20 protein-coding genes and 1 rRNA gene are annotated in these 24788 nt (G+C 51.4%); 13 read left to right on the forward strand and 8 right to left on the reverse strand.

What is annotated here, in order from left to right; all coding sequences use genetic code 11:
* Positions 1 to 77 precede the first annotated feature (77 nt).
* A 5S ribosomal RNA gene (rrf, locus tag ACQZQY_RS05100) occupies positions 78 to 193 on the forward strand.
* 82 nt (positions 194 to 275) lie between these two features.
* On the opposite strand, the gene mobB is transcribed toward rrf, so the two are convergent.
* The gene (gene mobB / locus ACQZQY_RS05105; RefSeq protein ID WP_431296720.1) at positions 276 to 806 is read right to left on the reverse strand and encodes a molybdopterin-guanine dinucleotide biosynthesis protein MobB; all 531 of its coding nucleotides are present in this window, start codon (positions 804 to 806) and stop codon (positions 276 to 278) included.
* A complete protein-coding gene (mobA, locus tag ACQZQY_RS05110) occupies positions 803 to 1378 on the reverse strand; it encodes a molybdenum cofactor guanylyltransferase MobA (protein ID WP_431296721.1) in 576 nt (191 codons plus the stop codon). The genes mobB and mobA overlap by 4 nt, the downstream gene beginning before the upstream one ends.
* A gap of 151 nt (positions 1379 to 1529) precedes the next feature.
* Between mobA and ACQZQY_RS05115 the strand changes: the two genes are divergently transcribed.
* The 4 genes from ACQZQY_RS05115 to polA all read left to right on the forward strand — a co-directional run bounded on the left by ACQZQY_RS05115 (position 1530) and on the right by polA (position 6742).
* Complete coding sequence (locus ACQZQY_RS05115) at positions 1530 to 1799, forward strand: YihD family protein (protein WP_122097113.1); 270 nt, start codon at positions 1530 to 1532, stop codon at positions 1797 to 1799.
* Positions 1800 to 1891: 92 nt separating this feature from the next.
* Complete coding sequence (locus ACQZQY_RS05120) at positions 1892 to 2878, forward strand: serine/threonine protein kinase (protein ID WP_431296722.1); 987 nt, start codon at positions 1892 to 1894, stop codon at positions 2876 to 2878.
* 46 nt (positions 2879 to 2924) lie between these two features.
* Positions 2925 to 3548: a thiol:disulfide interchange protein DsbA gene (gene dsbA / locus ACQZQY_RS05125; RefSeq protein WP_056777623.1), complete on the forward strand. Its 624-nt coding sequence runs from the start codon at positions 2925 to 2927 to the stop codon at positions 3546 to 3548.
* A 389-nt stretch (positions 3549 to 3937) separates the two neighbouring features.
* Entirely contained in the window at positions 3938 to 6742 is a 2805-nt protein-coding gene (gene polA, locus ACQZQY_RS05130) for a DNA polymerase I (RefSeq protein ID WP_431296723.1), read from the forward strand.
* Between the two features lie 380 nt (positions 6743 to 7122).
* On the opposite strand, the gene yihA is transcribed toward polA, so the two are convergent.
* On the reverse strand, positions 7123 to 7767 hold the full coding sequence (gene yihA / locus ACQZQY_RS05135) for a ribosome biogenesis GTP-binding protein YihA/YsxC (protein ID WP_056777618.1): 645 nt from the start codon (positions 7765 to 7767) through the stop codon (positions 7123 to 7125).
* A gap of 586 nt (positions 7768 to 8353) precedes the next feature.
* Between yihA and yihI the strand changes: the two genes are divergently transcribed.
* Together yihI and hemN are read left to right on the forward strand one after the other, a co-directional pair.
* Positions 8354 to 8908 carry a Der GTPase-activating protein YihI gene (gene yihI, locus ACQZQY_RS05140; protein WP_056777609.1) on the forward strand — a complete coding sequence of 185 codons (555 nt, stop codon included), beginning with the start codon at positions 8354 to 8356 and terminating at the stop codon, positions 8906 to 8908.
* Between the two features lie 186 nt (positions 8909 to 9094).
* Positions 9095 to 10468, forward strand: coding sequence for an oxygen-independent coproporphyrinogen III oxidase (hemN, locus tag ACQZQY_RS05145; RefSeq protein ID WP_122097109.1), 1374 nt, complete (start codon positions 9095 to 9097; stop codon positions 10466 to 10468).
* A gap of 88 nt (positions 10469 to 10556) precedes the next feature.
* Here the strand turns inward: hemN and glnG are convergent, their stop codons facing one another.
* The 3 genes from glnG to glnA form a co-directional block, all read right to left on the reverse strand.
* Positions 10557 to 11969, reverse strand: a complete 1413-nt coding sequence (glnG, locus tag ACQZQY_RS05150) for a nitrogen regulation protein NR(I) (RefSeq protein ID WP_056777602.1) — start codon at positions 11967 to 11969, stop codon at positions 10557 to 10559.
* Positions 11970 to 11976: 7 nt separating this feature from the next.
* Positions 11977 to 13026, reverse strand: coding sequence for a nitrogen regulation protein NR(II) (gene glnL, locus ACQZQY_RS05155; RefSeq protein ID WP_056777597.1), 1050 nt, complete (start codon positions 13024 to 13026; stop codon positions 11977 to 11979).
* 243 nt (positions 13027 to 13269) lie between these two features.
* Positions 13270 to 14679 (reverse strand): glutamate--ammonia ligase, encoded by a 1410-nt coding sequence (glnA, locus tag ACQZQY_RS05160; RefSeq protein WP_056777594.1) that lies wholly within the window; start codon positions 14677 to 14679, stop codon positions 13270 to 13272.
* 456 nt (positions 14680 to 15135) lie between these two features.
* Here glnA and typA point away from each other — a divergent pair, with 456 nt between their 5' ends.
* The 5 genes from typA (at position 15136) to fabY (ending at position 20014) form a co-directional block, all read left to right on the forward strand.
* Complete coding sequence (typA, locus tag ACQZQY_RS05165; RefSeq protein ID WP_056777589.1) at positions 15136 to 16959, forward strand: ribosome-dependent GTPase TypA; 1824 nt, start codon at positions 15136 to 15138, stop codon at positions 16957 to 16959.
* 163 nt (positions 16960 to 17122) lie between these two features.
* Positions 17123 to 17710, forward strand: coding sequence for a glucose-1-phosphatase (gene yihX, locus ACQZQY_RS05170; RefSeq protein WP_122097108.1), 588 nt, complete (start codon positions 17123 to 17125; stop codon positions 17708 to 17710).
* An 11-nt stretch (positions 17711 to 17721) separates the two neighbouring features.
* The gene (locus ACQZQY_RS05175) at positions 17722 to 18591 is read left to right on the forward strand and encodes a virulence factor BrkB family protein (RefSeq protein ID WP_431296724.1); all 870 of its coding nucleotides are present in this window, start codon (positions 17722 to 17724) and stop codon (positions 18589 to 18591) included.
* 18 nt (positions 18592 to 18609) lie between these two features.
* Complete coding sequence (gene dtd / locus ACQZQY_RS05180) at positions 18610 to 19047, forward strand: D-aminoacyl-tRNA deacylase (protein ID WP_056777579.1); 438 nt, start codon at positions 18610 to 18612, stop codon at positions 19045 to 19047.
* A 34-nt stretch (positions 19048 to 19081) separates the two neighbouring features.
* A complete protein-coding gene (gene fabY, locus ACQZQY_RS05185; RefSeq protein WP_056777576.1) occupies positions 19082 to 20014 on the forward strand; it encodes a fatty acid biosynthesis protein FabY in 933 nt (310 codons plus the stop codon).
* Between the two features lie 65 nt (positions 20015 to 20079).
* Here fabY and ACQZQY_RS05190 read toward each other — a convergent pair whose 3' ends face one another.
* Both ACQZQY_RS05190 and ACQZQY_RS05195 read right to left on the reverse strand, forming a co-directional pair.
* The gene (locus tag ACQZQY_RS05190) at positions 20080 to 21771 is read right to left on the reverse strand and encodes an AsmA family protein (RefSeq protein ID WP_431296725.1); all 1692 of its coding nucleotides are present in this window, start codon (positions 21769 to 21771) and stop codon (positions 20080 to 20082) included.
* Positions 21772 to 21921: 150 nt separating this feature from the next.
* A complete protein-coding gene (locus ACQZQY_RS05195) occupies positions 21922 to 23316 on the reverse strand; it encodes a nucleobase:cation symporter-2 family protein (protein ID WP_217203045.1) in 1395 nt (464 codons plus the stop codon).
* A 238-nt stretch (positions 23317 to 23554) separates the two neighbouring features.
* Here ACQZQY_RS05195 and gltS point away from each other — a divergent pair, with 238 nt between their 5' ends.
* Entirely contained in the window at positions 23555 to 24766 is a 1212-nt protein-coding gene (gene gltS, locus ACQZQY_RS05200) for a sodium/glutamate symporter (protein WP_056777567.1), read from the forward strand.
* The last annotated feature ends 22 nt before the right edge of the window (positions 24767 to 24788 follow it).

A 24788-nucleotide genomic window follows, 5' to 3' on the forward strand; every position in this document is an offset into this window, starting at 1 on the left:
TTTCAGCTGAATGTTCCGAGATTGGTTCGTAGTGCAAGCCTGACTTAAGGTGCGCGTTATGGATAAAACAGAATTTGCCTGGCGGCAGTAGCGCGGTGGTCCCACCTGACCCCATGCCGAACTCAGAAGTGAAACGCCGTAGCGCCGATGGTAGTGTGGGGTCTCCCCATGCGAGAGTAGGGAACTGCCAGGCATCAAATAAGTGGAAAGCCCTGTACTGACGTACAGGGCTTTTTGCTATGTGAAATTTAGAGAAAGCAGGAAAGTAAAACCTGCTAATTAGCTTGTTTTTCCAGCCATTCGACAATAAAACACTCTATTTCTTCGATCTTATTGAGATCCAGCACCCTGATTGATTCCAAACTCAGAGCCGGTAATTGATTGCTGGCAACCGCAATGACATAAAAATCAATCAACTGCTCTAAATGCCTGCCACTTTCTTCCCTGTACAACACAATTTTATCTATCCTCTCGTGTTTGAATCCCTCAACCAAAATCATGTCGAGACTGTTGCTGTCGAAACGTGTCGCAAGGTACCTGAGATCGAGAGGTTCATGATGCGCTGTCTCGGTCATTAGTGCCCATCTGTCACTGCTTGCGACCATTGTTTGATCTGCGCCAGCCTTTCTCAGTTCGAAGCTGTCTTTTCCTGGGGTATCAACGTCAACGTCGTGATGAGTGTGTTTGATAAGGCCTACACGAATGCCTCGTTGGCGAAGATGAGGAATGAGTTGTTTCAATAATATCGTTTTGCCCGTGCCACTGTAAGCCACTATTCCGAGCAGTGGTATTTCACGATTGTTCATTGTGATTCGCTCTGCCAACGCAAAACATCTTGCGGGTAATTGAGGTTGGAAAAATCTGCAGCATGATTAAACATAACTGACTTGGCACCAACGTTATGGAAGAAAATCATGAGTTTACGGTCGCCATTTTCAAGATAGGATTTCAAGGCTGGAATAAGATTGCGGTTGAGCAGACAAAGTGTCGGATGCTCCCGTTCCGGATCTCGTGCATAGAGGGCCTGACGGCCTGCTAACTCGGACAAAAACGTTTCGGCTAAGTTAATAGGGAATCCGGGGACGTCACAAGGCACGAACAACATCCACTCTGTCTGACTTACCGTTAAAGCGGCCAGCATACCGGCAAGTGGACCGGAGAAATCCTGTGTGAGGTCTGGGACAGTCTGAAATTTTTTGCCGTAGCGATCCGCATTTTGGTTACAACTGATCAGTATATTACCCACCTGTGGAGAGAGCCTGTCAGCTATGATTTCGAACAAAGGCTGACCTTTTACCTCAACCAATCCCTTATCTTCTCCCATCCTGCTCGAACGTCCGCCCGCTAAAATAACGCCGGTAATGCTGCTGCGATTCATACTATTCACCTGCCAAAATCTTTGTATTCCGACCATTGTAACGTCTAATTTTCAACACAAGCAGATTTAACTTTGTCATGTCAGCTTGTCCTTCCCCTGAAGAAATAACCCTGTTATTTTTAGGGACTCAACAAATAAAGGAAGAAACCTCATGAAAGAACATCGCGTCAATGAGCTGATTGAATTACTGCACCCGGCCTGGAAAGAAGACAGTGATCTTAACCTGATGGAGTTTATCCAGAAGCTGGCGGGTGAATGCGGTTATCAGGGCCCATTGGCGGAACTGAGTGATGACACATTGATTTATCACCTGAAAATGCGTGGAACAGAAAGCTCTGCGGAAATTCCTGGTCTGAAGAAAGACTATGAGGATGACTTTAAAACGGCGCTTCTGCGTGCCCGTGGTGTGATTAAAGATTGATGTAAACTTATGTGAACTTCATGCGAACCACGAAAAATAGGTGATACTATTTCCCATTATCATTTTTCTGTGCGGCCAATCCGAATGAAGTTATGAATAGTTCAGCTTTCAATTTTCAGGCATTGTCGCCGGATCTCATCCTTGATGCACTCGAGAGTGTCGGTCTGCGCGCAGAGTCCGGGCTCACTGCATTAAACAGCTATGAAAATCGGGTATATCAGTTTCTCTGTGAAGACAGAAAACGCTATGTGGTGAAGTTCTATCGTCCGGAACGCTGGAGTGAGGAACAGATCCATGAAGAGCATCTTTTTTCACATGATATGTCCGAGGCTGAAATACCGGCCGTTGCCCCGCTTTCTATCAATGAAAATACGTTGCATCACCATCAGGGTTACATGTTTACCGTGTTTCCCAGCGTAGGTGGTCGGCAGTATGAAATAGATAACCTTGATCAGCTGGAGTGGGTTGGGCGTTTCCTGGGACGTATTCATCAGGTGGGCAGTGAGAGCCTTTTTACTGCTCGTCCGACGATGGGGCTGGATGAATATCTCGTACAGCCGCGTGAAGTTCTCGCACAATGCCCTCTGATCCCGAAGAGTCTGCGCGAGCCTTTCTTGCTGGCGACAGATAATCTGATCAATACCACACAAACATATTGGCATACGGACTGGAAACCTTTGCGTTTGCACGGCGATTGCCACCCGGGGAACATTCTCTGGCGTGATGGACCGGTGTTTGTCGATATGGACGATGCCCGCAATGGCCCGGCGATACAGGATCTCTGGATGTTGTTGCACGGGGATCAAAGTGAGCAGCACCTTCAGCTGGATGTATTGCTTGAAGCGTACGAAGAATTCGCCGATTTTGACTCTCGGGAGCTGGCACTCATTGAACCGCTGCGCGCGATGCGCATGGTTTATTATCTGGCCTGGGTCGCGCGCCGCTGGGAAGACCCTGCATTCCCTAAAAGTTTTCCGTGGATGACGGATGAAGACTTTTGGCGAGGCCAGATTGCTGCTTTTAACGAGCAAATTAAGAAACTAAAGGCACCTCCTTTGCAGTTGATGCCAATGTATTAAGTCACGTTTAATGTTCGAAGTTTAATTAATTGGAGATAGGCTTTATATGAAAAAGATATTCTTGGCACTGGTTGGTATGGTTATGGCCTTCAGTGTGTCTGCGGCACAATTTTCTGATGGTGCCCAGTACGTTACTTTAGATAAAACCGTTGCTAATGAGCCACAGGTACTCGAGTTCTTCTCATTTTATTGCCCGCACTGTTATCAGTTTGAACAAGTTTGGCATGTGTCTGACAGCATCCGTAAGAACCTGCCAAAAGACGTTAAATACACCAAATACCATGTGGAATTCCTGGGCCCGTTAGGTAAGCAATTAACTCAGGCATGGGCTGTGGCAATCGCGTTGGGCGTTGAAGATAAAGTCAGCCCACTGATGTTTGATGCCGTACAAAAACAACAGTCCGTTCAGAATGCCGATGATATCCGCAAAGTCTTTATTCAGGCTGGCGTGAAAGGCGAAGATTACGATGCCGCACTGAATAGTTTTGTGGTGAAATCTCTCGTCGTACAGCAGGAAAAAGCCGCCGCTGATTTAGGCCTGCAAGGTGTCCCATCTGTATTTGTGAATGGCAAATATATGGTTAAAAATGATGGCCTTGATACCAGCTCAATGGATATGTATGTCAAACAATATTCAGATGTTATCAATTTCCTAGCCACCAAAAAATAAGATATCGTCTTCTCAATGCCAGCCATCCGGCTGGCATTATATCCTTTCGAATTTACGGCCTGGCCAAATAAAAAATCTGAAATATAATTGAATTTATTTGTATGATGTCGTCTCACAAATATTACTATCCACAATAGCTATTAAGCTTCTATTACATGAATGTTTCATGCAAAAATCAGATAAGCTGATGAAAGCAGTGAGTAAAATGGTAAATGTTTTTCTCAATACATCTCATTAATAATTTCTCATCAAAACTATTCACAAAGTTATCCACAGGAAGATCCTTCGAGATCCCCCGCATTATCGCAATGAATTTCCCTCGTAAGGTTCGTCTTTCACGCTGGCTATGGCATCCTTAGCGTATGTCTGATCACGAATAAAGAAGAGTTATGGCCCAGATAGCAGAAAACCCATTGATACTGGTAGACGGTTCGTCCTACCTCTACCGCGCTTACCATGCGTTCCCCCCGCTGACAAACTCTGTGGGTGAGCCAACCGGCGCGATGTACGGCGTGCTTAACATGTTGCGTAGCTTATTGCTGCAATACACCCCAAGCCACGTTGCTGTGGTGTTTGACGCGAAAGGCAAAACCTTCCGTGATGAGCTCTTTGATCAGTACAAATCTCACCGTCCGCCAATGCCTGACGATCTCCGTTCGCAGATTGAACCATTGCACCAGATGGTTAAAGCCATGGGGCTGCCGTTACTGGTGGTGTCTGGCGTGGAAGCGGACGACGTGATTGGCACACTGGCTCTCGAAGCTGAAAAGGCCGGACATGCCGTGCTGATCAGCACCGGTGATAAAGACATGGCGCAATTGGTCACGCCAGGCGTGACGCTGATTAATACCATGAACAATGCGATCCTTGGGCCGGATGAAGTCGTTGAAAAATACGGCGTCCCTCCTGAACTGATCATCGATTTCCTGGCGTTGATGGGTGACTCCTCGGACAACATCCCCGGTGTTCCCGGCGTGGGTGAGAAAACGGCGCAGGCGCTGTTGCAAGGCATCGGTGGTCTTGATGCGCTGTATGCCGATCTCGATAAAATTTCTACATTGAGTTTCCGTGGTTCCAAAACCATGGCCGCTAAACTTGCCGACAATAAAGACGTTGCTTATCTCTCCTATAAACTGGCGACCATCAAAACTGACGTTGAGCTGGACGTCACCTGCGCTGAACTGACCGTTAATGAGCCGAATGCAGATGAACTTCATCAGCTCTTTGGTCGTTATGAGTTCAAGCGCTGGCTGGCAGATGTTGAATCGGGTACCTGGTTAAGCGGTAAAAAGTCAGCGGCAAAAGCGACGACATCCGGTAAGAAAGGTGCCGCAGCTGAAGAGACGCTGGCTTCTGAACCCGTCGAGCGTAATCAGCTGACGCAGGACGGTTATGTCACCATTCTGGATCAGGCAACGCTTGATGAATGGATTGGCTACCTGAAAGCTTCTGATGTTTTCGCGTTTGATACGGAAACGGATGGCCTGGATACGCTGACAGCGAATCTGATTGGTTTATCTTTTGCAACGCAAGCGGGTAAAGCCGCGTATCTTCCCGTGGCTCACGACTATCTTGACGCGCCGGTGCAATTAGATCGCGCTGACGTTCTGAAACAGCTCAAGCCTTTACTGGAAGATGAAAAGCAGCTGAAAGTCGGACAAAATCTGAAGTTCGACCGCGGTATTCTGCTGCGTTATGACATTGTGATGAAAGGGATCGCGTTCGATACCATGCTTGAGTCATACGTACTCGACAGTGTATCAGGCCGTCATGATATGGACAGTCTTGCGGATCGTTATCTCGGCCATAAAACGGTCGGTTTTGAAGAGATTGCCGGAAAGGGTAAAAACCAGCTCACCTTCAACCAGATCGCTCTTGAACAAGCCGCCCCGTATGCAGCGGAAGATGCTGACGTCACCTTGCAGTTGCATCAGACGTTGTGGCCGCGCATCCAGGAAAGCGAATCGCTGAAGAAAGTCTTCACCGATATTGAGATGCCGCTGGTCCCTGTTCTGTCGCATATCGAACGCACCGGCGTTCTGATCGACCAGAACATTTTGGCCGCGCACTCTAAAGAGCTGGCCATCCGCCTGAATGAATTGGAAACCAGGGCGCATGAACTGGCCGAAGAGCCTTTCAACTTGTCCTCGACCAAGCAGCTGCAGGCCATTCTGTATGAAAAACAGAAATTGCCGATTCTGAAGAAAACACCGGGTGGCGCGCCTTCGACGAACGAAGAAGTGTTAGCTGAACTGGCGCTGGATTATCCATTGCCAAAAGTCATTCTGGAATATCGCGGCCTGGCGAAGCTCAAATCGACTTATACCGACAAACTGCCGTTGATGATCAACCCTCAGTCTGGACGTGTACACACGTCTTACCATCAGGCTGTGACGGCCACCGGGCGTCTGTCTTCCAGTGATCCAAACCTGCAAAACATTCCGGTGCGTAACGACGAAGGCCGACGTATTCGTCAGGCGTTTATCGCTCCGAAAGATTACTGCATTCTGGCTGCCGACTACTCGCAAATCGAACTTAGGATCATGGCGCATCTGTCGAAAGATGCAGGTTTGCTGACAGCGTTTGCCGAGGGAAAAGATATCCACCGGGCGACAGCTGCTGAAGTCTTCGGTACGCCGCTGGAAAGTGTGACCGGCGAGCAACGCCGCAGCGCGAAGGCGATTAACTTCGGGCTGATCTACGGTATGAGCGCGTTCGGTCTTTCACGGCAGCTGAACATTCCGCGTAAAGAGTCCCAGCGTTATATGGATTTGTATTTTGAGCGCTACCCTGGCGTGCTCGAATACATGGAACGTACCCGCACGCAGGCTTCTGAACAGGGCTACGTTGAAACGCTGGATGGTCGCAGGCTGTATCTGCCGGACATCAAGTCCAGCAACGCAATGCGCCGTAAAGGTGCCGAGCGTGCCGCGATCAACGCCCCGATGCAGGGAACTGCGGCTGATATTATCAAACGCGCCATGATAAGCGTCGCTGACTGGCTGAAACAGCCGGATGCTCCGCGCGCCCGCATTATCATGCAGGTACATGATGAACTGGTCTTTGAAGTGCACAATGACGACGTTGCGGCAGCCAGTGAGAAAATTCGTAGCCTGATGGAAGCGAGCATGGAACTGGCCGTTCCATTGAAAGTGGATGTCGGTACGGGTGAGAACTGGGATCAGGCTCACTAAGTGAATAGTTATTAAGCTTTTATTGTAATTAAGCTACAGGATTATGGCCTCAGACCATGAAGGTGATCGCATAATCCGCAGTTTTTGTGTAAGTAAACTACAAAAAGTTCTTTTTCCCCGTCATGAAATAGGGTAAAGTTCCTCTTGTAGGGTACAGAGGTAAGATGTTCTATCTTTCAGACCTTTTACTTCACGTAATCGGATTTGGCTGAATATTTTAGCCGCCCCAGGCATTTATGTCTGGGGCGTTTTTTATTGTGCTTTTCACTGCGTTATCCCGCATTTTTGGGGTTTGGGCATCCATGTTAAAAAAGCACATAAAAAAACGGGCGACCTGCAGGCCACCCGTCATGTTCTTTACTTACGATCCTACCTGCGACTTACTCGCCTGACAATTCGTCTTCCACTACTTCTGGCGGGATTTCATTAAACCAGGTGTTCAGTTTATCACTGAGTTTATCCACACCCATTTTTTTGGGTGAAGAGAACGCTTCAACCTGAATGTCCCCCATAAATTCTTTTACTGCTTCGCGTACCATTTTGATCTGCGCCTGACGTGCGCCGGAAGCCAGTTTATCGGCCTTAGTCAGCAGCAGCATCACCGGCGTACCGACATCCACGGCCCACTGAATCATTTGCTGATCGAGATCTTTCAGCGGGTGACGGATATCCATCAGCACTACCAACCCTTTCAGCGAATTACGCATTTGCAGATACTCACCCAGTGAGCGCTGCCATTTGCGTTTCATCTCTTCCGGAACCTGGGCATAGCCATAACCCGGAAGGTCGACCAGACGAATACCTGGCTCCACTTCAAACAGGTTAATTAATTGCGTACGGCCAGGGGTTTTACTGATACGTGCCAGGCTTTTCTGCTGGGTCAGCGTATTCAATGCACTGGATTTGCCGGCGTTTGAGCGACCAGCAAATGCGACTTCAATGCCTGCGTCACTCGGCAGATGCCGGATATCCGGGGCGCTCATGACGAAATGGGTCATATGATAGTTGTAAGTTTGGCTGGTCAAAACGTGCGTCTCCGTGAGGCTTGTGTATCTGGCTGACTGGAGATTATAACTGCAACAGCGCCGCGATACGTTCAGTGTTTTTTACAATCCGAATGATGATGCGAAGGGACCACAGAGATGAAGGCGGGGGAAAATGGCCTTCATGATGTAAGACATTTGCTATTCATAATGCGGGTTATTTCGCTAATTAAGTCGCCGTATATTTTAATTCACTTTAAATTCAATTCGATAACATCAGAGCATCGGCTGAAGGCGTGAGACGGCAGGGCGGTATCTTGAGCCTTTGCGGCGATAGGGTAAAGTCTTTCTTACGCGATGAAGGCAAGAATGGAAACACGGATGATTTACGCCTTCAGGGAATACGGGAAATGCATGGCGCTTTAAGGATGAACGGGGCCGGAAGCCCTGAAAGGCAAAGGAAAAACCGGGACGTTGAGGCTATACAGGGAAAGTGTTTGTTGAATATCCTTCGCAGGAAGGAAAGAAAAAGGCAGCAAGGTCCACTTGCTGCCTTTTTTCTTTGGTCGCTTTCTGCTAGATTCCGCCGCAAATCTATACTAAATGTACACACCTAAGAGCAGAATCCATGAAACAGCCAGCGAAAGCCCCGCGCGCCAATACCGCGACAGCCAAACCGAAGAGAAAAAAGAATCGCGTCGAGCTCGATATTGAAGCGCGCGAACGCAAACGTGACAACCGCCGCCGCGGCCGTAAGGCTGGTTCCCGTGCGAACCCGGATGCCAACCAAAATCAAAGTGGTGCAGCCGCGAAGAAAACCGATCCGCGCATTGGCAGTAAAAAAGCCGTGCCCCTGATCGTTGAAACCGTCATGAACAATGCACCTAAAGCGAAGAAAGCGGCGCAGCCAGTGCAAGATGCAAAACCAAAAATGACTCCGGAAGAAGAACTGACATTACTGGAAAATGATCAACGTCTGGATGCTTTGCTGGATCTTATCGATGACGGTAAAGCCCTGAGCGCTGAAGATCAGGCTTATGTTGATCAGACTCTGGATCGCATCGACGTTCTGATGGAACTGCTGGGTATCGAACTTGGCGATGATGAAGATGACGAAGAAGAAGAGAAGAACGAAGACATGATGCAGTTGCTCAAGCGCGGGAATCCAAAAGAAGGTTTCTAAGCCATGAGCTGGGTCATTCCGGCAATAGCCTTACTCTTTGCATGTTATCTGCTTTGGTTATTCGGTAAACTACGACGGTTATCGAAAACCAAAGCACGTTTGCGCAGAGCGACCTTTGCACGGCAGGCCAACAGCCTGCCGGTAAGGCGAACCGGCAGCATCCGACGCCGGAAGGAGTGAGTCACCATGTCAGAACAGACAACCGTTTGGGATTTAGCGCTGATCCAGAAGTACAACTACTCTGGCCCGCGGTACACATCCTACCCAACCGCACTTGAATTCAGCGAAAGCTACAACGACGCAGCCTTTGAAAAAGCCGCTGCCCGTTATCCGGATCGTTCCCTCTCGTTGTATGTCCACATTCCTTTCTGTCATAAGCTCTGCTACTTCTGCGGCTGCAATAAACTGGTCACCCGCCAGCAGCATAAAGCCGAAGAATATCTGAATGTGCTCGAGAAAGAGATCCGCCACCGTGCGCCGCTCTTTAAGGGCCGTCACGTGAGTCAGCTCCATTGGGGCGGTGGTACTCCCACTTATCTCAGCAAAGCCCAGATAAGCCGTCTGATGAGCCTTCTGCGTCAACATTTTACTATCCTGCCTGATGCTGAGATGTCGCTGGAGATTGATCCGCGCGAAATCGAGCTGGATGTGCTGGACCATCTGCGCAACGAAGGCTTCAATCGCCTGAGCATGGGCGTGCAGGATTTCAACAAAGAAGTGCAGCGTCTGGTTAACCGCGAGCAGGATGAAGAGTTCATCTTTGCGCTGATTGAACGCGCCAGGGCGCTCGGTTTCAACTCAACCAATATCGATCTGATCTACGGTTTGCCAAAACAAACCGCCGAAAGTTTTGCTTATACCCTGCAACGTGTGGCGGCGCTCAATCCGGACCGTCTCAGCGTTTTCAACTACGCTCACATGCCGAAGCTGTTTGCGGCACAACGCAAAATCAAAGATGCCGACTTACCCGGTGCTGAAGAGAAACTGAAAATCCTGCAGGAAACCATCAGTTCACTGACGGCGTCTGGTTACCGGTTTATCGGGATGGATCACTTTGCGCGCCCAGATGACGAACTGGCGATTGCTCAGCGCGAAGGCAAACTACACCGTAATTTCCAGGGGTATACCACGCAGGGCGACAGCGATTTGCTGGGTATGGGCGTGTCGGCCATCAGCATGTTGGGCGACACCTACGCGCAGAACGAGAAAGACCTCAAAACGTATTACGCCAGAGTTGAAGAGCAGGGGAACGCACTGTGGCGCGGTCTGGAAATGACCGATGACGACTGTCTGCGCCGCGATGTTATTAAATCGCTGATCTGCCATTTCGAGCTGAGTTTCGCTGATATCGAACAGCGTTATGGTATCCGCTTTACCGAGTATTTTGCCGACGATCTGGCGCTGCTGACGCCGCTGGCGGAAGACGGGCTTGTCGAGGTAAGTGAGACACACATTCAGGTCACGCCGCGCGGACGTTTGCTGATCCGTAATATCTGCATGTGTTTTGATATTTATCTGCGCCGGCAGGTACGCCAGCAGCAATTCTCCCGCGTTATCTGATTCTTCGCTGCAAATCGATTCGCATCAACGCAAAACAAAGCAAAACAGCCGCATGAGCGGCTGTTTTGCTGTCTGGCGCAGGAAAGGATTATTCCATGCCCAGTTCTTTTAGTTTGCGGGTGAGGGTGTTTCGTCCCCAGCCCAGCAACCGTGCAGCTTCCTGTTTATGCCCCTGAGTATGGCGCAACGCCGTAGTCAGTAATGTCCGCTCCATTTCAGGTTGTGCTTCCGACAGCAGGTTTTGATGACCGGAGCGCAGTGCGCGATCCGCCCACTGTGCCAGCAGCGTTGCCCAGCTGTCCGGCAAACTCTGTCCGCCTGCTTCCGGCGCAGAAGTCTCAAACAGTTCACTCGGCAAATCCTGAATCAGAACTTCCTGGCCCGCCGCCATCACCGTCAGCCAGCGACAAGTGTTTTCCAACTGGCGCACGTTACCTTGCCACGGCAGACGCGTCAGCGCCGTTTCGGTTTCCGGATGCAGATTTTTTGCTTCCACGCCCAGTTCTTTTGCCGCCACTTGCAGGAAGTAACGCGCCAGACGTGGAATGTCTTCACGACGTTCACGCAGCGGTGGCAGATGGACGCGGATAACATTCAGGCGATGGAATAAATCCTCACGGAATTTTCCTTCCTGAACCCTAAGCTCCAGATTCTGGTGGGTCGCCGCAATGATTCGCACGTCCACCTTCACCGGCGCATAGCCGCCGACGCGGTAGAACTGACCGTCTGCCAGCACGCGCAGAAGACGGGTTTGCACATCAAGCGGCATATCACCGATTTCATCAAGGAACAGCGTGCCATTGTCGGCCTGCTCGAAACGCCCCTGACGAACGGTATTCGCTCCGGTAAATGCCCCTTTTTCGTGGCCGAACAGTTCGGACTCGATCAGGTCTTTCGGGATTGCCGCCATATTCAGCGCGATAAAAGGCGCTTTAGCGCGAGGACTGTGACGATGCAAGGCATGAGCCACCAGCTCTTTACCGGTACCGGATTCGCCGTTAATCAGCACGCTGATTGAAGAGCGGGACAAACGGCCGATGATGCGGAACACATCCTGCATGGCTGGCGCTTCGCCAATAATGTCAGCTGTCGGGCCGCTGGCTGGCTGAGTTCGGGCCGGTTGTTGTTGTTCCTGATAATGACTGATGGCGCGCTCTACCAGCGCCACGGCTTCGTCAATGTCGAACGGTTTTGGCAGATAATCAAATGCGCCTTGCTGATAGGCGCTGACCGCAGCATCCAGATCGGAATGGGCTGTCATTATGATGACCGGAAGCATCGGATGGCGTTGTTTAATCTGCTTAAGCAGCGCTAAACCGTCCATCCCAGGCATGCGGATATCGGATAACAACACGTCAGGGGTTTGAGTCGCAATGGCTTCCAGCACTTCATTACCGCTGTCAAACGTGGTGCAAGTTAAACCGGCTCCAGTGAGCGCACGTTCAAGAACCCAGCGGATGGAGCTATCGTCATCGACGATCCAGACTATCCCTCGTTGCATAAGAACCTCACTGGCGAATAGGCAGGAAAACCGAGAATTCGGTATGACCTGGCCAACTGTTAAATTCAACTTTACCCGAATGCTGATCAATCAAACTGCGCGCGATGGACAGGCCCAAACCGGTGCCCCCCTCGCGGCCACTGACCATGGGGTAAAAAAGGGTGTCCTGCAAATGGCCCGGTACGCCGGGGCCGTCATCTTCAATATCGATGCGGGCCGCCAGACGATAACGCACACCATGTAACGTGATCTGGAAGGCAGTGCGCGTACGCAGTGTAATTGTGCCGCCTTCCTCCCCGAGTGCCTGCAGGGCATTGCGGGTGATGTTTAACAAAATCTGTTCTATCTGATCGGGGTCGTGCGCCAGTTCCGGCAGGCTTGGGTCATAGTCCCTCACCAGTTGAACGTTATCTGGCTTTTCCATCGATACCAGCTGACACACACGCTCTGCAACCTGATGAATACTTTGCGTAACGTGCTGGCTTGGGCGCTGTGGCCCGAGCAAACGGTCGACCAGATTACGCAGGCGGTCTGCCTGCTCAATAATGACTTTGGTGTATTCCAGCAGCGCCGGATCGGGGAGCGCTCTTGAAAGTAACTGCGCTGCACCACGCAAACCGCCGAGCGGGTTTTTAATTTCATGTGCCAGACCGCGGATTAAATCACGCGCGGCAACCTGTTGAGCGTGCTGCAATTGTTCCTGGCTCAGCTTACGCTGATTATCCATCGGAGCCAGTTCGACCAAAATGAAGCCTTCCGGCAGCATCTGCGCGGTCAGTGACAACACGTGCGCGCGGCCATCCACGACCAGAGTCACTTCGCTGTCTGTAAAGCCCTGTCCGGCAGTCAGACTTTCACGCATCAACTCGATATTCAGGGAAAAATATCCCACCAGCTCAGGCAACGGTGTGCCAAAAAGTTTGCGGGAACTTTGCGCCAGTAATTGCTGAGCCGCCGGATTGGCGTAATGCACAGCCAAATCGTCGTCCAATAACAGAACGCTGTTGATTAAGGAATTCAGGATCTGCCCAGCATCGGGCAGTTTGCCAGTTGCCATACCGCAGTCTCCCGCACCTGATCGGTGCATTTTATCTCGTTACCCGGCGAAATCACGGGGCTGAGGGGTTAAGCAGGAAAGAGTGTGGAGAAAAAAGCCCATCCGGAGATGGGCTGAAAGTTTCCACGGCAACAAATTAAATCGTCTGACTTGATTTTGACGCTGAAGGTTTTCTCACTACCGGGCCTTCAGTCGGGTATTACACTCAGCGTTCGTCCTGAAGACGAACGCTGAGTTAAGGGCTTAAACGCTGTAATACAGTTCGAATTCAACCGGATGCGGAGTCATACGCACGCGGTCCATTTCTTCTTTACGCAGATCGATATACGCTTCGATAGCGTCGTCAGTGAACACGCCGCCACGGGTCAGGAACTCGCGGTCTTCGTTCAGTGCGTTCAGCGCTTCTTCCAGTGAACCTGCAACTTTTGGAATTTCTGCTTCTTCTTCCGGTGGCAGGTCATACAGGTTTTTGTCCATCGCATCGCCAGGGTGGATCTTGTTGATGATGCCGTCCAGGCCAGCCATCATCAGTGCTGCAAACGCCAGGTATGGGTTAGCCGCTGGATCAGGGAAACGCGCTTCGATACGCATCGCTTTAGGGCTTGATACGTGTGGAATACGGATAGAGGCAGAACGGTTACGCGCAGAGTAAGCCAGCATAACTGGCGCTTCGTAGCCCGGGACCAAACGCTTGTAGGAGTTGGTTGTCGGGTTAGCGTAGGCATTGATTGCTTTAGCGTGCTTGATGATACCGCCGATGTAGAACAGTGCCATTTCAGACAGGCCGCCGTATTTGTCGCCAGCGAACAGGTTGTTACCGTTCTTGGACAAAGACATGTGGCAGTGCATACCGGAACCGTTATCGCCAAACATTGGTTTAGGCATGAAGGTCGCTGTTTTGCCAAATGCGTGAGCCACGTTGTGCACCACGTATTTGTAGATTTGGATTTCGTCTGCTTTTTTGGTCAGGGTGTTGAAGCGGGTTGCCACTTCGTTCTGGCCAGCAGTGGCCACTTCGTGGTGGTGAGCTTCAACAACCAGACCCATTTCTTCCATGGTCAGACACATGGTAGAACGCAGATCCTGGGAGGAGTCGACCGGAGGAACCGGGAAGTAACCGCCTTTCACTGCAGGACGGTGGCCTTTGTTGCCGCCTTCGTATTTGGTGCTGGAGTTCCATGCGCCTTCGATATCATCGATAGCGACGTGGGAACCGGAGATGCTGCTGCCGAAGCGCACATCATCAAACAGGAAGAATTCTGGCTCTGGCCCGAACAGTACGGTGTCCGCGATACCGGAAGAGCGCAGGAAATCTTCTGCACGTTTTGCGGTAGAACGTGGGTCACGGTCATAACCTTGCAGCGTTGTCGGCTCAAGGATGTCGCAACGGATGATCAGCGTGGTTTCTTCATAGAATGGGTCAAGAACAGCAGTGCTGGCATCTGGCATCAGAACCATGTCAGATTCGTTAATGCCTTTCCAGCCACCGATTGAAGAGCCATCAAACATTTTGCCTTCTTCGAAGAAGTCAGCGCTAACCTGGTGTGCAGGAATGGTGACGTGCTGTTCTTTGCCTTTGGTATCAGTGAAACGTAAATCTACGAATTTCACTTCATGCTCATTCAGCATCGTCAAAACGTGTTCAGCGGACATACTAGTTCTCCCGAATTTCTCATTATCGTCGTGGAACGAATAACCATTTTTGGTCTTTAGTTGGAAATAACAGCTTTACTTGAACTGGCGTGTAGCCTAAACCGCACTATCATTTGTCTGGTCAGACTCTTTTCACCCTGTAAAAACTTTTTACCCTAAAAACTATTAGCGAAAAGTGTGCCAACTTTGAGAAAATCCAAACAGCGCCATTTTACAGGGCTCTTGCACTCAATAAGTATGCACCATAACGGAGTTTATGCACTACAATGGTGCTAATCGTGAGATGCAAGGCACCAAAAAGGTGCGTCATATTGGTTCAGTGTTCTTTTTGCACCGTGAAAGGGATCACAAAGTAACCATCCTTAAGTTGTTTCAACAAGATCCTTGTGATCTTGTTTAGAACCTCGCTTAATACGTGTACAATAGCGCGCTATTTCTAATGCCTGAGGCAAAGCTGTGATCGAAAATTTGCGTAACATCGCCATTATTGCCCACGTTGACCATGGTAAAACCACCCTGGTCGACAAGCTGCTGCAACAATCCGGTACTTTCGGAGAGCGTGTAGAAGCCACTGAACGCGTAATGGACTCCAACGATTTGGAGAAAGAGCGTGGGATTACCATCCTCGCAAAAAACACCGCCATTAATTGGAAAGACTACCGCATCAACATCGTGGATACCCCAGGACACGCCGATTTCGGCGGTGAGGTTGAGCGTGTGATGTCAATGGTCGACTCGGTGCTGCTGGTTGTGGATGCAATGGATGGCCCAATGCCGCAAACCCGTTTCGTGACCAAAAAAGCATTCGCTAATGGTCTGAAACCGATCGTGGTAATCAACAAGGTTGACCGCCCTGGCGCGCGTCCTGACTGGGTTGTTGATCAGGTCTTCGACCTGTTCGTAAACCTGGACGCAACCGACGAACAACTCGATTTCCCAATCATCTATGCATCAGCATTGATGGGTATCGCGGGTAACGACCATAACGATATGGCCGAAGACATGACCCCGTTGTACCAGGCGATCGTTGACCACGTATCTCCGCCACAAGTTGAGATGGATGCACCGTTCCAGATGCAAATCTCTCAGCTGGACTACAACAACTATGTTGGCGTCATCGGCATCGGCCGCATCAAACGCGGTACCGTTAAGCCAAACCAACAAATCACTGTCATCGACAGCGAAGGCAAAACCCGTAACGGTAAAGTCGGTAAAGTTCTGACCCACATGGGTCTTGAGCGTATCGAAGCCACCGTTGCTGAAGCGGGCGACATCATCGCGATCACTGGCCTTGGCGAACTGAACATCTCCGACACTATCTGTGATCCGGCGAATGTTGAAGCTCTGCCAGCGCTGAGCGTTGATGAACCAACCGTAACCATGTATTTCTGCGTAAACACCTCTCCGTTCTGTGGTAAAGAAGGCAAGTATGTGACTTCACGTCAGATCCTTGATCGTCTGAACAAAGAACTGGTGCACAACGTGGCACTGCGTGTTGACGAAACTGAAGATGCTGATGCATTCCGTGTTTCAGGCCGTGGTGAACTTCACCTGTCGGTTCTGATCGAAAACATGCGTCGTGAAGGTTTCGAGCTGGCGGTTTCCCGTCCTAAAGTAATCAACCGTAAAATCGATGGCCGCATGCAAGAGCCATTCGAGAACGTGACACTGGATATCGAAGAGCAACACCAGGGTTCTGTTATGCAGGCCATGGGTGAGCGTAAAGGCGATGTCAAAGACATGATCCCAGACGGTAAAGGTCGTATCCGTCTTGATTACCTGATCCCTGCGCGTGGCCTGATCGGCTTCCGTACTGAATTCATGACCATGACTTCAGGTACCGGTCTGCTGTACTCCACGTTCAGCCACTACGATGACGTTCGTCAGGGCGAAATCGGCCAGCGTCAGAACGGCGTGCTGATTTCTAACGGTCAGGGTAAAGCAGTTGCGTTCGCACTGTACAGCCTGCAAGACCGCGGTAAATTGTTCCTGGGCCACGGCGCAGAAGTGTATGAAGGCCAGATCATCGGTATTCACTCACGTTCTAACGACCTGACTGTGAACTGTCTGACCGGTAAGAAACTGACCAACATGCGTGCGTCCGGTACTGACGAAGCAACGACTCTGGTTCCTGCAATCAAAATGTCTCTGGAGCAAGCTCTGGAATTCATCGATGATGACGAACTGGTCGAAGTGACTCCTCAGTCTGTGCGTATTCGTAAACGTCACCTGACCGAGAACGATCGTAAACGTGCAATGCGTGGTCCTAAAGAAGCGTAATCTTCTTTCACGTACGCCGTTACACAGAAACAGGGTGCCTTTGGTACCCTGTTTTTTTTATGTTTTTTTTCTGCTCCTGCGTAACATCCCCTCCTTCTGTCACTGTTCACCTGTACGTTTTACCGCTAAAGTTAACAGTCATCTTTGAAATCAGGAGCGTGCAATGCTGTACATTTTTGATATGGGAAACGTCATTATTGATATTGATTTCAAACGTGTCCTTGGCGTCTGGAGCAATTTCAGCGGAACACCGCTTGCCACGCTGACCGAGCGATTCTCGATGGGAGAAGCCTTCCAAAAGCATGAGCGGGGAGAAATCAGCGACGAAGACTTTGCCGCCGAGCTTTGTCATGAGATGGGCATCGCGCTGAGTTTCGAACAATTCAGTTTGGGCTGGCAGTCGGTTTTTGTTGGATTGCGGCCTGAAGTGATCGAAATCTTTAAATCGCTGCGTGAGAAAGGGCATCGCGTAGTGGTGTTGTCCAACACTAACCGTTTGCACCTCGATTTCTGGCCGCATAACTACCCGGAAATAGAAGCCAATACTGACGCCATCTATCTTTCGCAAAACATTGGTATGCGTAAACCTGAACCGGGTATTTTCCAGCATGTTCTGGAACAGGAAGGCGTTACAGCGGGCGACGCTGTGTTCTTCGATGACGTGAAAGAGAATATCGAGGCAGCGCGGGAGGCTGGCATCGAATCCGTGTGGGTGGAAGATAACCAGACAGTACCGAAGTACTTTTCCTGAAGGATGCTCAAATGCAGAAAAGGGCGCTGAGCCACTACCTGAAATCATGCTGGAAATTTACGCGTCTGCTTCTGCGGCGTTCAGATAAGGATGGCCTGACGCTTCTGGCGGGCCATTTAGCCTATGTTTCCTTACTTTCGCTTGTGCCACTGATTGCGGTGGTCTTCTCACTGTTCGCCTTATTCCCGGTCTTTTCGGATATCAGTGCGCAGCTAAAGACCTTTATTTTTTCAAACTTTATGCCGGCGACCGGCAACACCATTCAGCGCTATCTCGAACAGTTTGTGGCGAACTCCAGCAAAATGACTGCCGTAGGCACCTGTGGCTTAATCGTCACGGCGCTGCTTTTGATAGCCTCGGTAGACAGCGTGCTGAACAAAATTTGGGATAGCAAAACCAAGCGCCCGATCGTGTTCTCTTTTGCGGTTTACTGGATGGTGCTGACGCTCGGGCCGATCCTGCTGGTTGCAAGTGTGGCTATCAGCTCCTATTTGCTCTCACTGAACTGGCTGAACATCAGTGGCGTGCATTCGGTGATCGACCATGCCCTGCGCATTCTGCCCTTGCTGATCTCGTGGATATCCTTCTGGCTGCTGTATCAGGTGGTGCCCACGGTCCGGGTTCCGGCCAAAGATGCGATGATCGGCGCGCTGTTTTCCGGTGTGCTGTTTGAATTGAGTAAGAAAATCTTTGCCTTATACATCCAGCTTTTCCCGTCATATCAACTGATTTATGGCGTACTGGCTGTGATCCCGATTTTATTTCTTTGGGTCTATGTCAGCTGGTGTATCGTGCTTTTGGGCGCGGAAATTACCGTCACGCTCGGCGAGTTTCGTTCCCTGAGAAAATTGCAGTCTGCTCAAGATGTAGCAGCAGAATAATCAGTCTGAAGGATTTATATGATTGCGTTAATTCAGCGGGTTTTGAATGCCAGCGTCACGATTGATGGCGAGGTCTGCGGCGAGATCGGGCCGGGACTGTTGGTCTTGCTGGGTGTTGAACAGGGCGATGATGAGCAAAAAGCCAGGCGCCTTTGTGAACGGGTGATCGGGTACCGGATATTCGGTGACGAAAACGACAAAATGAATCTCAACGTTCAGCAGGCGGGCGGAAGTTTGCTGGTTGTGTCGCAGTTTACGCTGGCGGCAGACACCTCAAAGGGGATGCGCCCCGGTTTCTCTCGCGGCGCAGAGCCGCAGGAAGCCGATCGCTTATATCAGTATTTCTGCGGGCAGTGCCGTGAAAAAGGCATCGCGACCGAAACCGGGCGCTTTGCTGCGGACATGAAAGTGGCGCTGGTGAACGACGGGCCGGTGACCTTCTGGCTACACGTCTGATCAAAAAGGCATAAACGCCGGAGAGAAAGCATCTATGTATCATCTGAGAGTACCGACGACCGAAAAAGAGCTGGCCGCCTATTACCGATTCCGCTGGGAAATGCTGCGCAAGCCGTTGCATCAGCCCGAAGGTTCAGAGCGTGATGCGTATGATTCTATCGCGCATCATCAGATGGTCGTTGATGAGCAGGGCGAACCGGTCGCAGTAGGCCGTTTATATATCAATGCCGACAACGAGGCCTCTATCCGCTTCCTGGCGGTTGACCCGGAAGTGCAGGATAAAGGGCTGGGAACGCTGGTTGCGATGACCCTGGAGTCTGTGGCGCGTCAGGAAGGCGTTAAACGCGTGGTGTGTAGTGCCCGTGAAGATGCGGTCGAGTTCTTTGCCAAGCTCGGGTTTGTGAACCAGGGCGAAATTACCACGCCGCAAACCACGCCGGTGCGCCATTTCCTGATGATCAAACCGGTCGAAACGCTGGATGACATTCTCCATCGGCCCGACTGGTGCGGGCAACTGCAACAAGCCTGGTACGATCACATCCCGCTCAGTGAAAAAATGGGCGTGCGCATCAGTCAGTACACCGGCCAGAGATTTGTGACGACGATGCCAGAGAACGGTAATCAGAACCCGCACCACACGTTGTTTGCGGGCAGTTTGTTCTCGCTGGCAACGCTGACCGGCTGGGGGCTGATTTGGCTGCTGTTGCGCGAACGTCATCTGGGCGGCACCATCGTGCTGGCGGATGCACACATCCGCTACAGTTCACCGGTGACCGGCAGACCGCGTGCGGTGGCCGATCTCGGTTCTGTCAGCGGCGATCTGGACAGACTGGCGCGTGGACGCAAAGCCCGCGTGCAGCTCGAAGTGAATTTGTACGGCGATGAAGCCGAAGGCGCCGTGTTTGAAGGGACTTATCTGGTACTGCCTGCCGCGCCCGGCGCACCGCTGGAACCGGAAATCAACTGAGTTTTCGGGCACAAAAAAGGCACCGCGATGGCGGTGCCTTTTTCTTATCAGTGCCGCAACGAACCCTATGGCGTCGCAGCCCCGTTCACCAGACCGTTGACCATCTTCTGATCGATGACCTGACCCCCGGTGGCGTTAACCTGAAGTGTGCCGTTCAGCGTCGGTTTATAATCCACGCCGGCAGGCATTTTTCCTTGCAGGTTGAGCTGCATATTCGCGTTACCGTCAAGGGCCAGATGCGGCCAGCCCCAGTTTTCCAACTGATTAACGGGTACGGCGCGGCCCGTCACTTTTACTGAGAACTGGCGCTGCGGTTGCTGATCCACTGTCCCGCTCGCTTCCAGCAGCCCTTCCTTGGTGAAAGCACTCAGCTCTGAAATAGTCACCTGACGGTCGTTGGCTTCCAGCATGATGGAAGGGCGGCGCACATCATTTCGGTTGAACGTGGCTTCGCTGGCATTCAGATTCAGTTTTCCGTCCCACATTCCCCACTGGTGATTACGCGCCAGCAGCAGATTATTGCCGAGGCCGTCGAGCGACGTCAGCTGGAAAGGAAACTGCGGATTGATATCGATAATCAGGTTCCGGTTGGCAATAAACCGGCCCACTGAGATTTCCGCCAGTGAATCCGGCAGCGGTTGCAGCCAGAGTTGTTTCCAGTTTTGCGGCAACGTGTATTCCAGCCCGGCGATGGAAAACTCATCGAGTTGCAGCCGCTTATTAGCCCGCAGCCAGTTACCTGTGGTCCGCAGTAAACTGCGCTCCCAGCGCGCGGTCGCCTGCTTGATCGAAATGCCCTGAGGCGACAGGTCGAGATTAATGATCGGATCCTGAATGTGCAGATTGCCGTTAATCATGTCAGTCGCGTTCAGCGTGATCTCACCGTCATCACTTTGCCAGTCGCCTTTTTCCAGCGTCACATCCTCAACGGAAAGATCCACATCGCTGAATGCCCAGTCAGTGCCTTGCAGACGGGCGTCGATCAGGTCCATCCGCTGAATGGTGACTTTTGGCAGGGTCTGGAAATCATCGAAAAATGCAGAAAGTGATTTTGAAGTTTGCAGGCGTACATTGCTCAGACGCAGGTTTTCGATATTCCAGCTGCCGTCCGCCGCCTGGCTGGCCTTACCCGTAAGCTGGCCCCGCGCCAAATCACCGCCGAAATTCGCGAGCGTCAGGGTTTTATTGTTCAGGTTACCCTGGATCAGGACGTGTTCGGCTGGCAGCCCGTTGACGGTCAGCGTCGCGGCACTCAGCTGGAAATCGGCTTTATCGCCCAGCAGCTGGTGTGGTTTCGGTTGCCACGGTGAAATACCGGCGTTGATTTGCTGGCCCTGGATCTCCAGTCCCGCCGCGTTACCGGTCAGCGCCATTTTACTCAGCTGAAGTGTGTTCGCCTGCAACGGTAAATTCATGGCGGAAGGACTGACGTTCAGGCGCCCATCAACCAGAACCACGCGGTCGAAAAAGCGCGGTTCTGTTATCTGACGCCAGCTCAAATCCAGATCAACTTCGCCAGCACTGAGCGTCTCAGGCTGATTTTTTTGTCCGAAAATGACATGGGTTAGCGTAATCCGTCCTGGCGTGGACCAGTCATGATCGATTTTTTCGACGGCGAACCGGTAATCACTGTTATCCGTGACCCAGCTGCTGACCCTGCCAGCGGCCCAGCGGGTTTGTAATAGGACGTAAACCAGCACAATCGCCAGTACCAGAAGCAGAACGAACGTCAGCAAAATTTTACCGATAAATTTCATCGTCTGGGGCCTGTAGCGTGAATTAGGGATAAAGGTTCTCTGTTTATGCCGTAAACAGCGAAATTTCTCAACAGCTTAGCAGACTGGAGACAATAAAAAGCGGCAGGGGTTCCAGACTCCCTGCCGCGGTGACATTCTTCTTAATGTCGGTTATGACTTTTCGTGAGGGAAAACCAGATTCAGAACAATCGCCGTAATCCCGCCTGCGGCAATCCCGGAGGACAACAGCGTCTTAATCCAGTCTGGTGCAAACTGCAGGATCAGCGGCTGCTGAGAAACGCCCATGCCGACGGCCAGAGACAGCGCCATGATCATGATCGCGCGGCGGTTCAGGCGTTCACGAGACACTATGCGCACCCCGGAAGCGGCAATGGTGCCAAACATCACGATAGTCGCGCCACCCAGAACCGGCTCTGGAATGTGTTGGACGAATCCGGCGACCGCAGGGAAAAGCCCCAGTACGATCAGCATCAGCGCCACCACAAAACCTACGTAACGGCTGGCAACGCCGGTCAGCTGAATCACGCCATTGTTTTGCCCGAAACAGGAATTCGGGAATGTATTAAATACCGCCGAAAGCATCGAGTTCAGACCGTTCGCCAGTACGCCGCCCTTAATTCGTTTCATGTACAGCGGTCCGCTGACCGGCTGCTCTGACACGTCTGATGTGGCAGTGATATCCCCGATGGTTTCCAGCGACGTGACCATAAAGATCAGCATCAGCGGGATCAGCAGATTCCAGTCAATTCCCAGTCCGTAGTAAAGCGGCGTCGGGAAGGTGATCCAGCTGGTTTGCGTCGCTGGCGTAACCGTGGGCAGCATTCCCATCATCCACGCCGCCAGATAGCCCACCGCCATCGCGATGACCAGTGAAGCGACCCGCAGGTACGGGTTACGCTGGCGGTTCAGCAGAATAATGACCACCAGAACAACCGCAGCCAGCATCAGATTTTTCGGTGCGCCAAAGGTGTGGTCGCTCATTGCGGCGTATCCGCCACCAATCGAGGTCAGCCCCACCTGAATTAACGACAGACCGATAATCATCACCACAATCCCGGAAACCAGCGGGGTGATCACACGGCGCGCCAGATGCAGGAAGCGGGACAGAATGATCTCAGTACAGGACGCCAGCATCAGCGTACCGAACAGAGCGGCCATCATGGTCGGCACATCCGCGCCACCATTTTTCAGCGCCAGTCCACCCATAATCAACGGAGACACAAAGTTAAAACTTGTTCCCTGAATCGAGAGTAAGCCCGAACCCACCGGCCCCCAGGTTTTAATCTGCAAAATGGACGCCAGACCAGAGGCAAACAGCGACATGCTGATGATGTGCTGGGTGTCCTGCGCGGGTAATCCCAGCGCCTGGCAAATCAATAATGCCGGAGTAATGACCGCAACAAACATCGCCAGCAAATGCTGGCAGGCGGCAAATAATGTCTGCGGGAGCGGCGGCCGGTCTTCGAGCCGGTAAATCAGTTCACTTTTGGGCGGGCGGGAGAGTTCAGGTTGCTGTGTTTCTTGTTCTGCGGTTTGCGTACTCATGTTGTGGCATTCCAATAAGCGGCAAAGCGGGCATTTTTATTGAAAATGACCACAAAAGCAATCGTTTGCTTATGGCAATTTATAACCATGTATTTTAGTTAAGTTGGCTTATGTGCGCTGTTTTTCTTGCCTGATGCCGGTTTTATGACTTCTAATTCAGTTTCTGGGAAAAAAGAAATTACTGATATTCATATAATTATATGATTTTATTGGATTTAATACAAAATGGAGTTCTTTAATGATTCAGCTCGATACCTACGGCACGCTGGTGGCTGCCACGCTGGTTCTCCTTTTAGGACGCAAATGCGTCCAGTCGGTCAAACTTCTCAAGAAATACACCATTCCTGAACCCGTTGCGGGCGGTTTACTGGTCGCCGTGATGCTCCTGCTAGCCAACCGGATCATGGGCTGGGAAATCGGATTTGATATCTCGTTAAAAGAACCCCTGATGCTGGCATTTTTCGCGACCATCGGCCTTAACGCCAATCTGGCTAGCCTGCGTTCAGGGGGGAAGAGCCTGATGCTGCTGATCTTTGTTGTCGTCGGATTGCTGTTGCTGCAGAACGTCATCGGCATAGGAATGGCAAAAATGCTGGGTATGGACCCGCTGATGGGGTTGCTGGCCGGTTCTATCACGCTTTCCGGCGGACATGGCACCGGCGCTGCCTGGAGCAAGGTTTTCGTCGAACGCTATGGTTTCGAAAGTGCGACCGAAGTGGCAATGGCCTGCGCGACCTTCGGACTGGTGCTCGGCGGTATTATTGGCGGGCCGGTTGCCCGCTATCTGGTCAGTCACTCTTCCACACCGAACGGTTCTCAGGATGACGCGGCCGATCCCAGCGCATTTGAAAAACCGTCCATTGGTCGCATGATCACGCCCTTGGTGCTGGTGGAAACTATCGCGCTGATTGCCATCTGCCTTACCGCTGGCAGCCACATTTCGTTATTGCTGCAGGGATCCGCCTTTGAAATCCCGACCTTTGTTTGCGTCCTGTTTGTCGGCGTGATCCTCAGCAATCTTCTGGCGTGGCTGGGTTTTTACCGCGTCTTCGATCGTGCAGTGTCGGTGCTCGGTAATGTCAGTTTGTCGTTGTTCCTGGCGATGGCCCTGATGAGCCTGAAACTGTGGGAAATGGCATCGCTGGCGTTACCGATGATGGCAATTCTGCTGGTGCAAACTGTTGCGATGGCGCTTTACGCCATTTTTGTCACTTACCGGGTCATGGGCAAAAACTATGATGCCGCCGTTCTGGCGGCAGGGCATTGTGGGTTTGGCCTGGGCGCCACGCCGACGGCGATTGCCAATATGCAGGCAATCACTAATCAGTTTGGCCCTTCGCACCTGGCTTTTCTGGTTGTCCCTATGGTGGGGGCGTTCTTCCTGGATATCGCCAATGCCATCGTCATTAAGCTGTTCCTGATGTTGCCTGTCTTCCCGGCGATTCTGTAAAAAAATAAGGGCGCAGAAACGA

The sequence above is a fragment of the Rahnella sp. PAMC25559 genome, from assembly GCF_050632365.1.
Classification (GTDB): Bacteria; Pseudomonadota; Gammaproteobacteria; order Enterobacterales; family Enterobacteriaceae; genus Rahnella; species Rahnella rivi.

Bases quoted from the DNA above. Each gene is read 5' to 3' on its own strand.
- mobB (WP_431296720.1), bottom strand. From the start codon at position 806: ATGAACAATCGTGAAATACCACTGCTCGGAATAGTGGCTTACAGTGGC.
- mobA (WP_431296721.1), bottom strand. From the start codon at position 1,378: ATGAATCGCAGCAGCATTACCGGCGTTATTTTAGCGGGCGGACGTTCG.
- ACQZQY_RS05115 (WP_122097113.1), top strand. From the start codon at position 1,530: ATGAAAGAACATCGCGTCAATGAGCTGATTGAATTACTGCACCCGGCC.
- ACQZQY_RS05120 (WP_431296722.1), top strand. From the start codon at position 1,892: ATGAATAGTTCAGCTTTCAATTTTCAGGCATTGTCGCCGGATCTCATC.
- dsbA (WP_056777623.1), top strand. From the start codon at position 2,925: ATGAAAAAGATATTCTTGGCACTGGTTGGTATGGTTATGGCCTTCAGT.
- polA (WP_431296723.1), top strand. From the start codon at position 3,938: ATGGCCCAGATAGCAGAAAACCCATTGATACTGGTAGACGGTTCGTCC.
- yihI (WP_056777609.1), top strand. From the start codon at position 8,354: ATGAAACAGCCAGCGAAAGCCCCGCGCGCCAATACCGCGACAGCCAAA.
- hemN (WP_122097109.1), top strand. From the start codon at position 9,095: ATGTCAGAACAGACAACCGTTTGGGATTTAGCGCTGATCCAGAAGTAC.
- glnG (WP_056777602.1), bottom strand. From the start codon at position 11,969: ATGCAACGAGGGATAGTCTGGATCGTCGATGACGATAGCTCCATCCGC.
- glnL (WP_056777597.1), bottom strand. From the start codon at position 13,026: ATGGCAACTGGCAAACTGCCCGATGCTGGGCAGATCCTGAATTCCTTA.
- glnA (WP_056777594.1), bottom strand. From the start codon at position 14,679: ATGTCCGCTGAACACGTTTTGACGATGCTGAATGAGCATGAAGTGAAA.
- yihX (WP_122097108.1), top strand. From the start codon at position 17,123: ATGCTGTACATTTTTGATATGGGAAACGTCATTATTGATATTGATTTC.
- ACQZQY_RS05175 (WP_431296724.1), top strand. From the start codon at position 17,722: ATGCAGAAAAGGGCGCTGAGCCACTACCTGAAATCATGCTGGAAATTT.
- dtd (WP_056777579.1), top strand. From the start codon at position 18,610: ATGATTGCGTTAATTCAGCGGGTTTTGAATGCCAGCGTCACGATTGAT.
- fabY (WP_056777576.1), top strand. From the start codon at position 19,082: ATGTATCATCTGAGAGTACCGACGACCGAAAAAGAGCTGGCCGCCTAT.
- ACQZQY_RS05190 (WP_431296725.1), bottom strand. From the start codon at position 21,771: ATGAAATTTATCGGTAAAATTTTGCTGACGTTCGTTCTGCTTCTGGTA.
- ACQZQY_RS05195 (WP_217203045.1), bottom strand. From the start codon at position 23,316: ATGAGTACGCAAACCGCAGAACAAGAAACACAGCAACCTGAACTCTCC.
- gltS (WP_056777567.1), top strand. From the start codon at position 23,555: ATGATTCAGCTCGATACCTACGGCACGCTGGTGGCTGCCACGCTGGTT.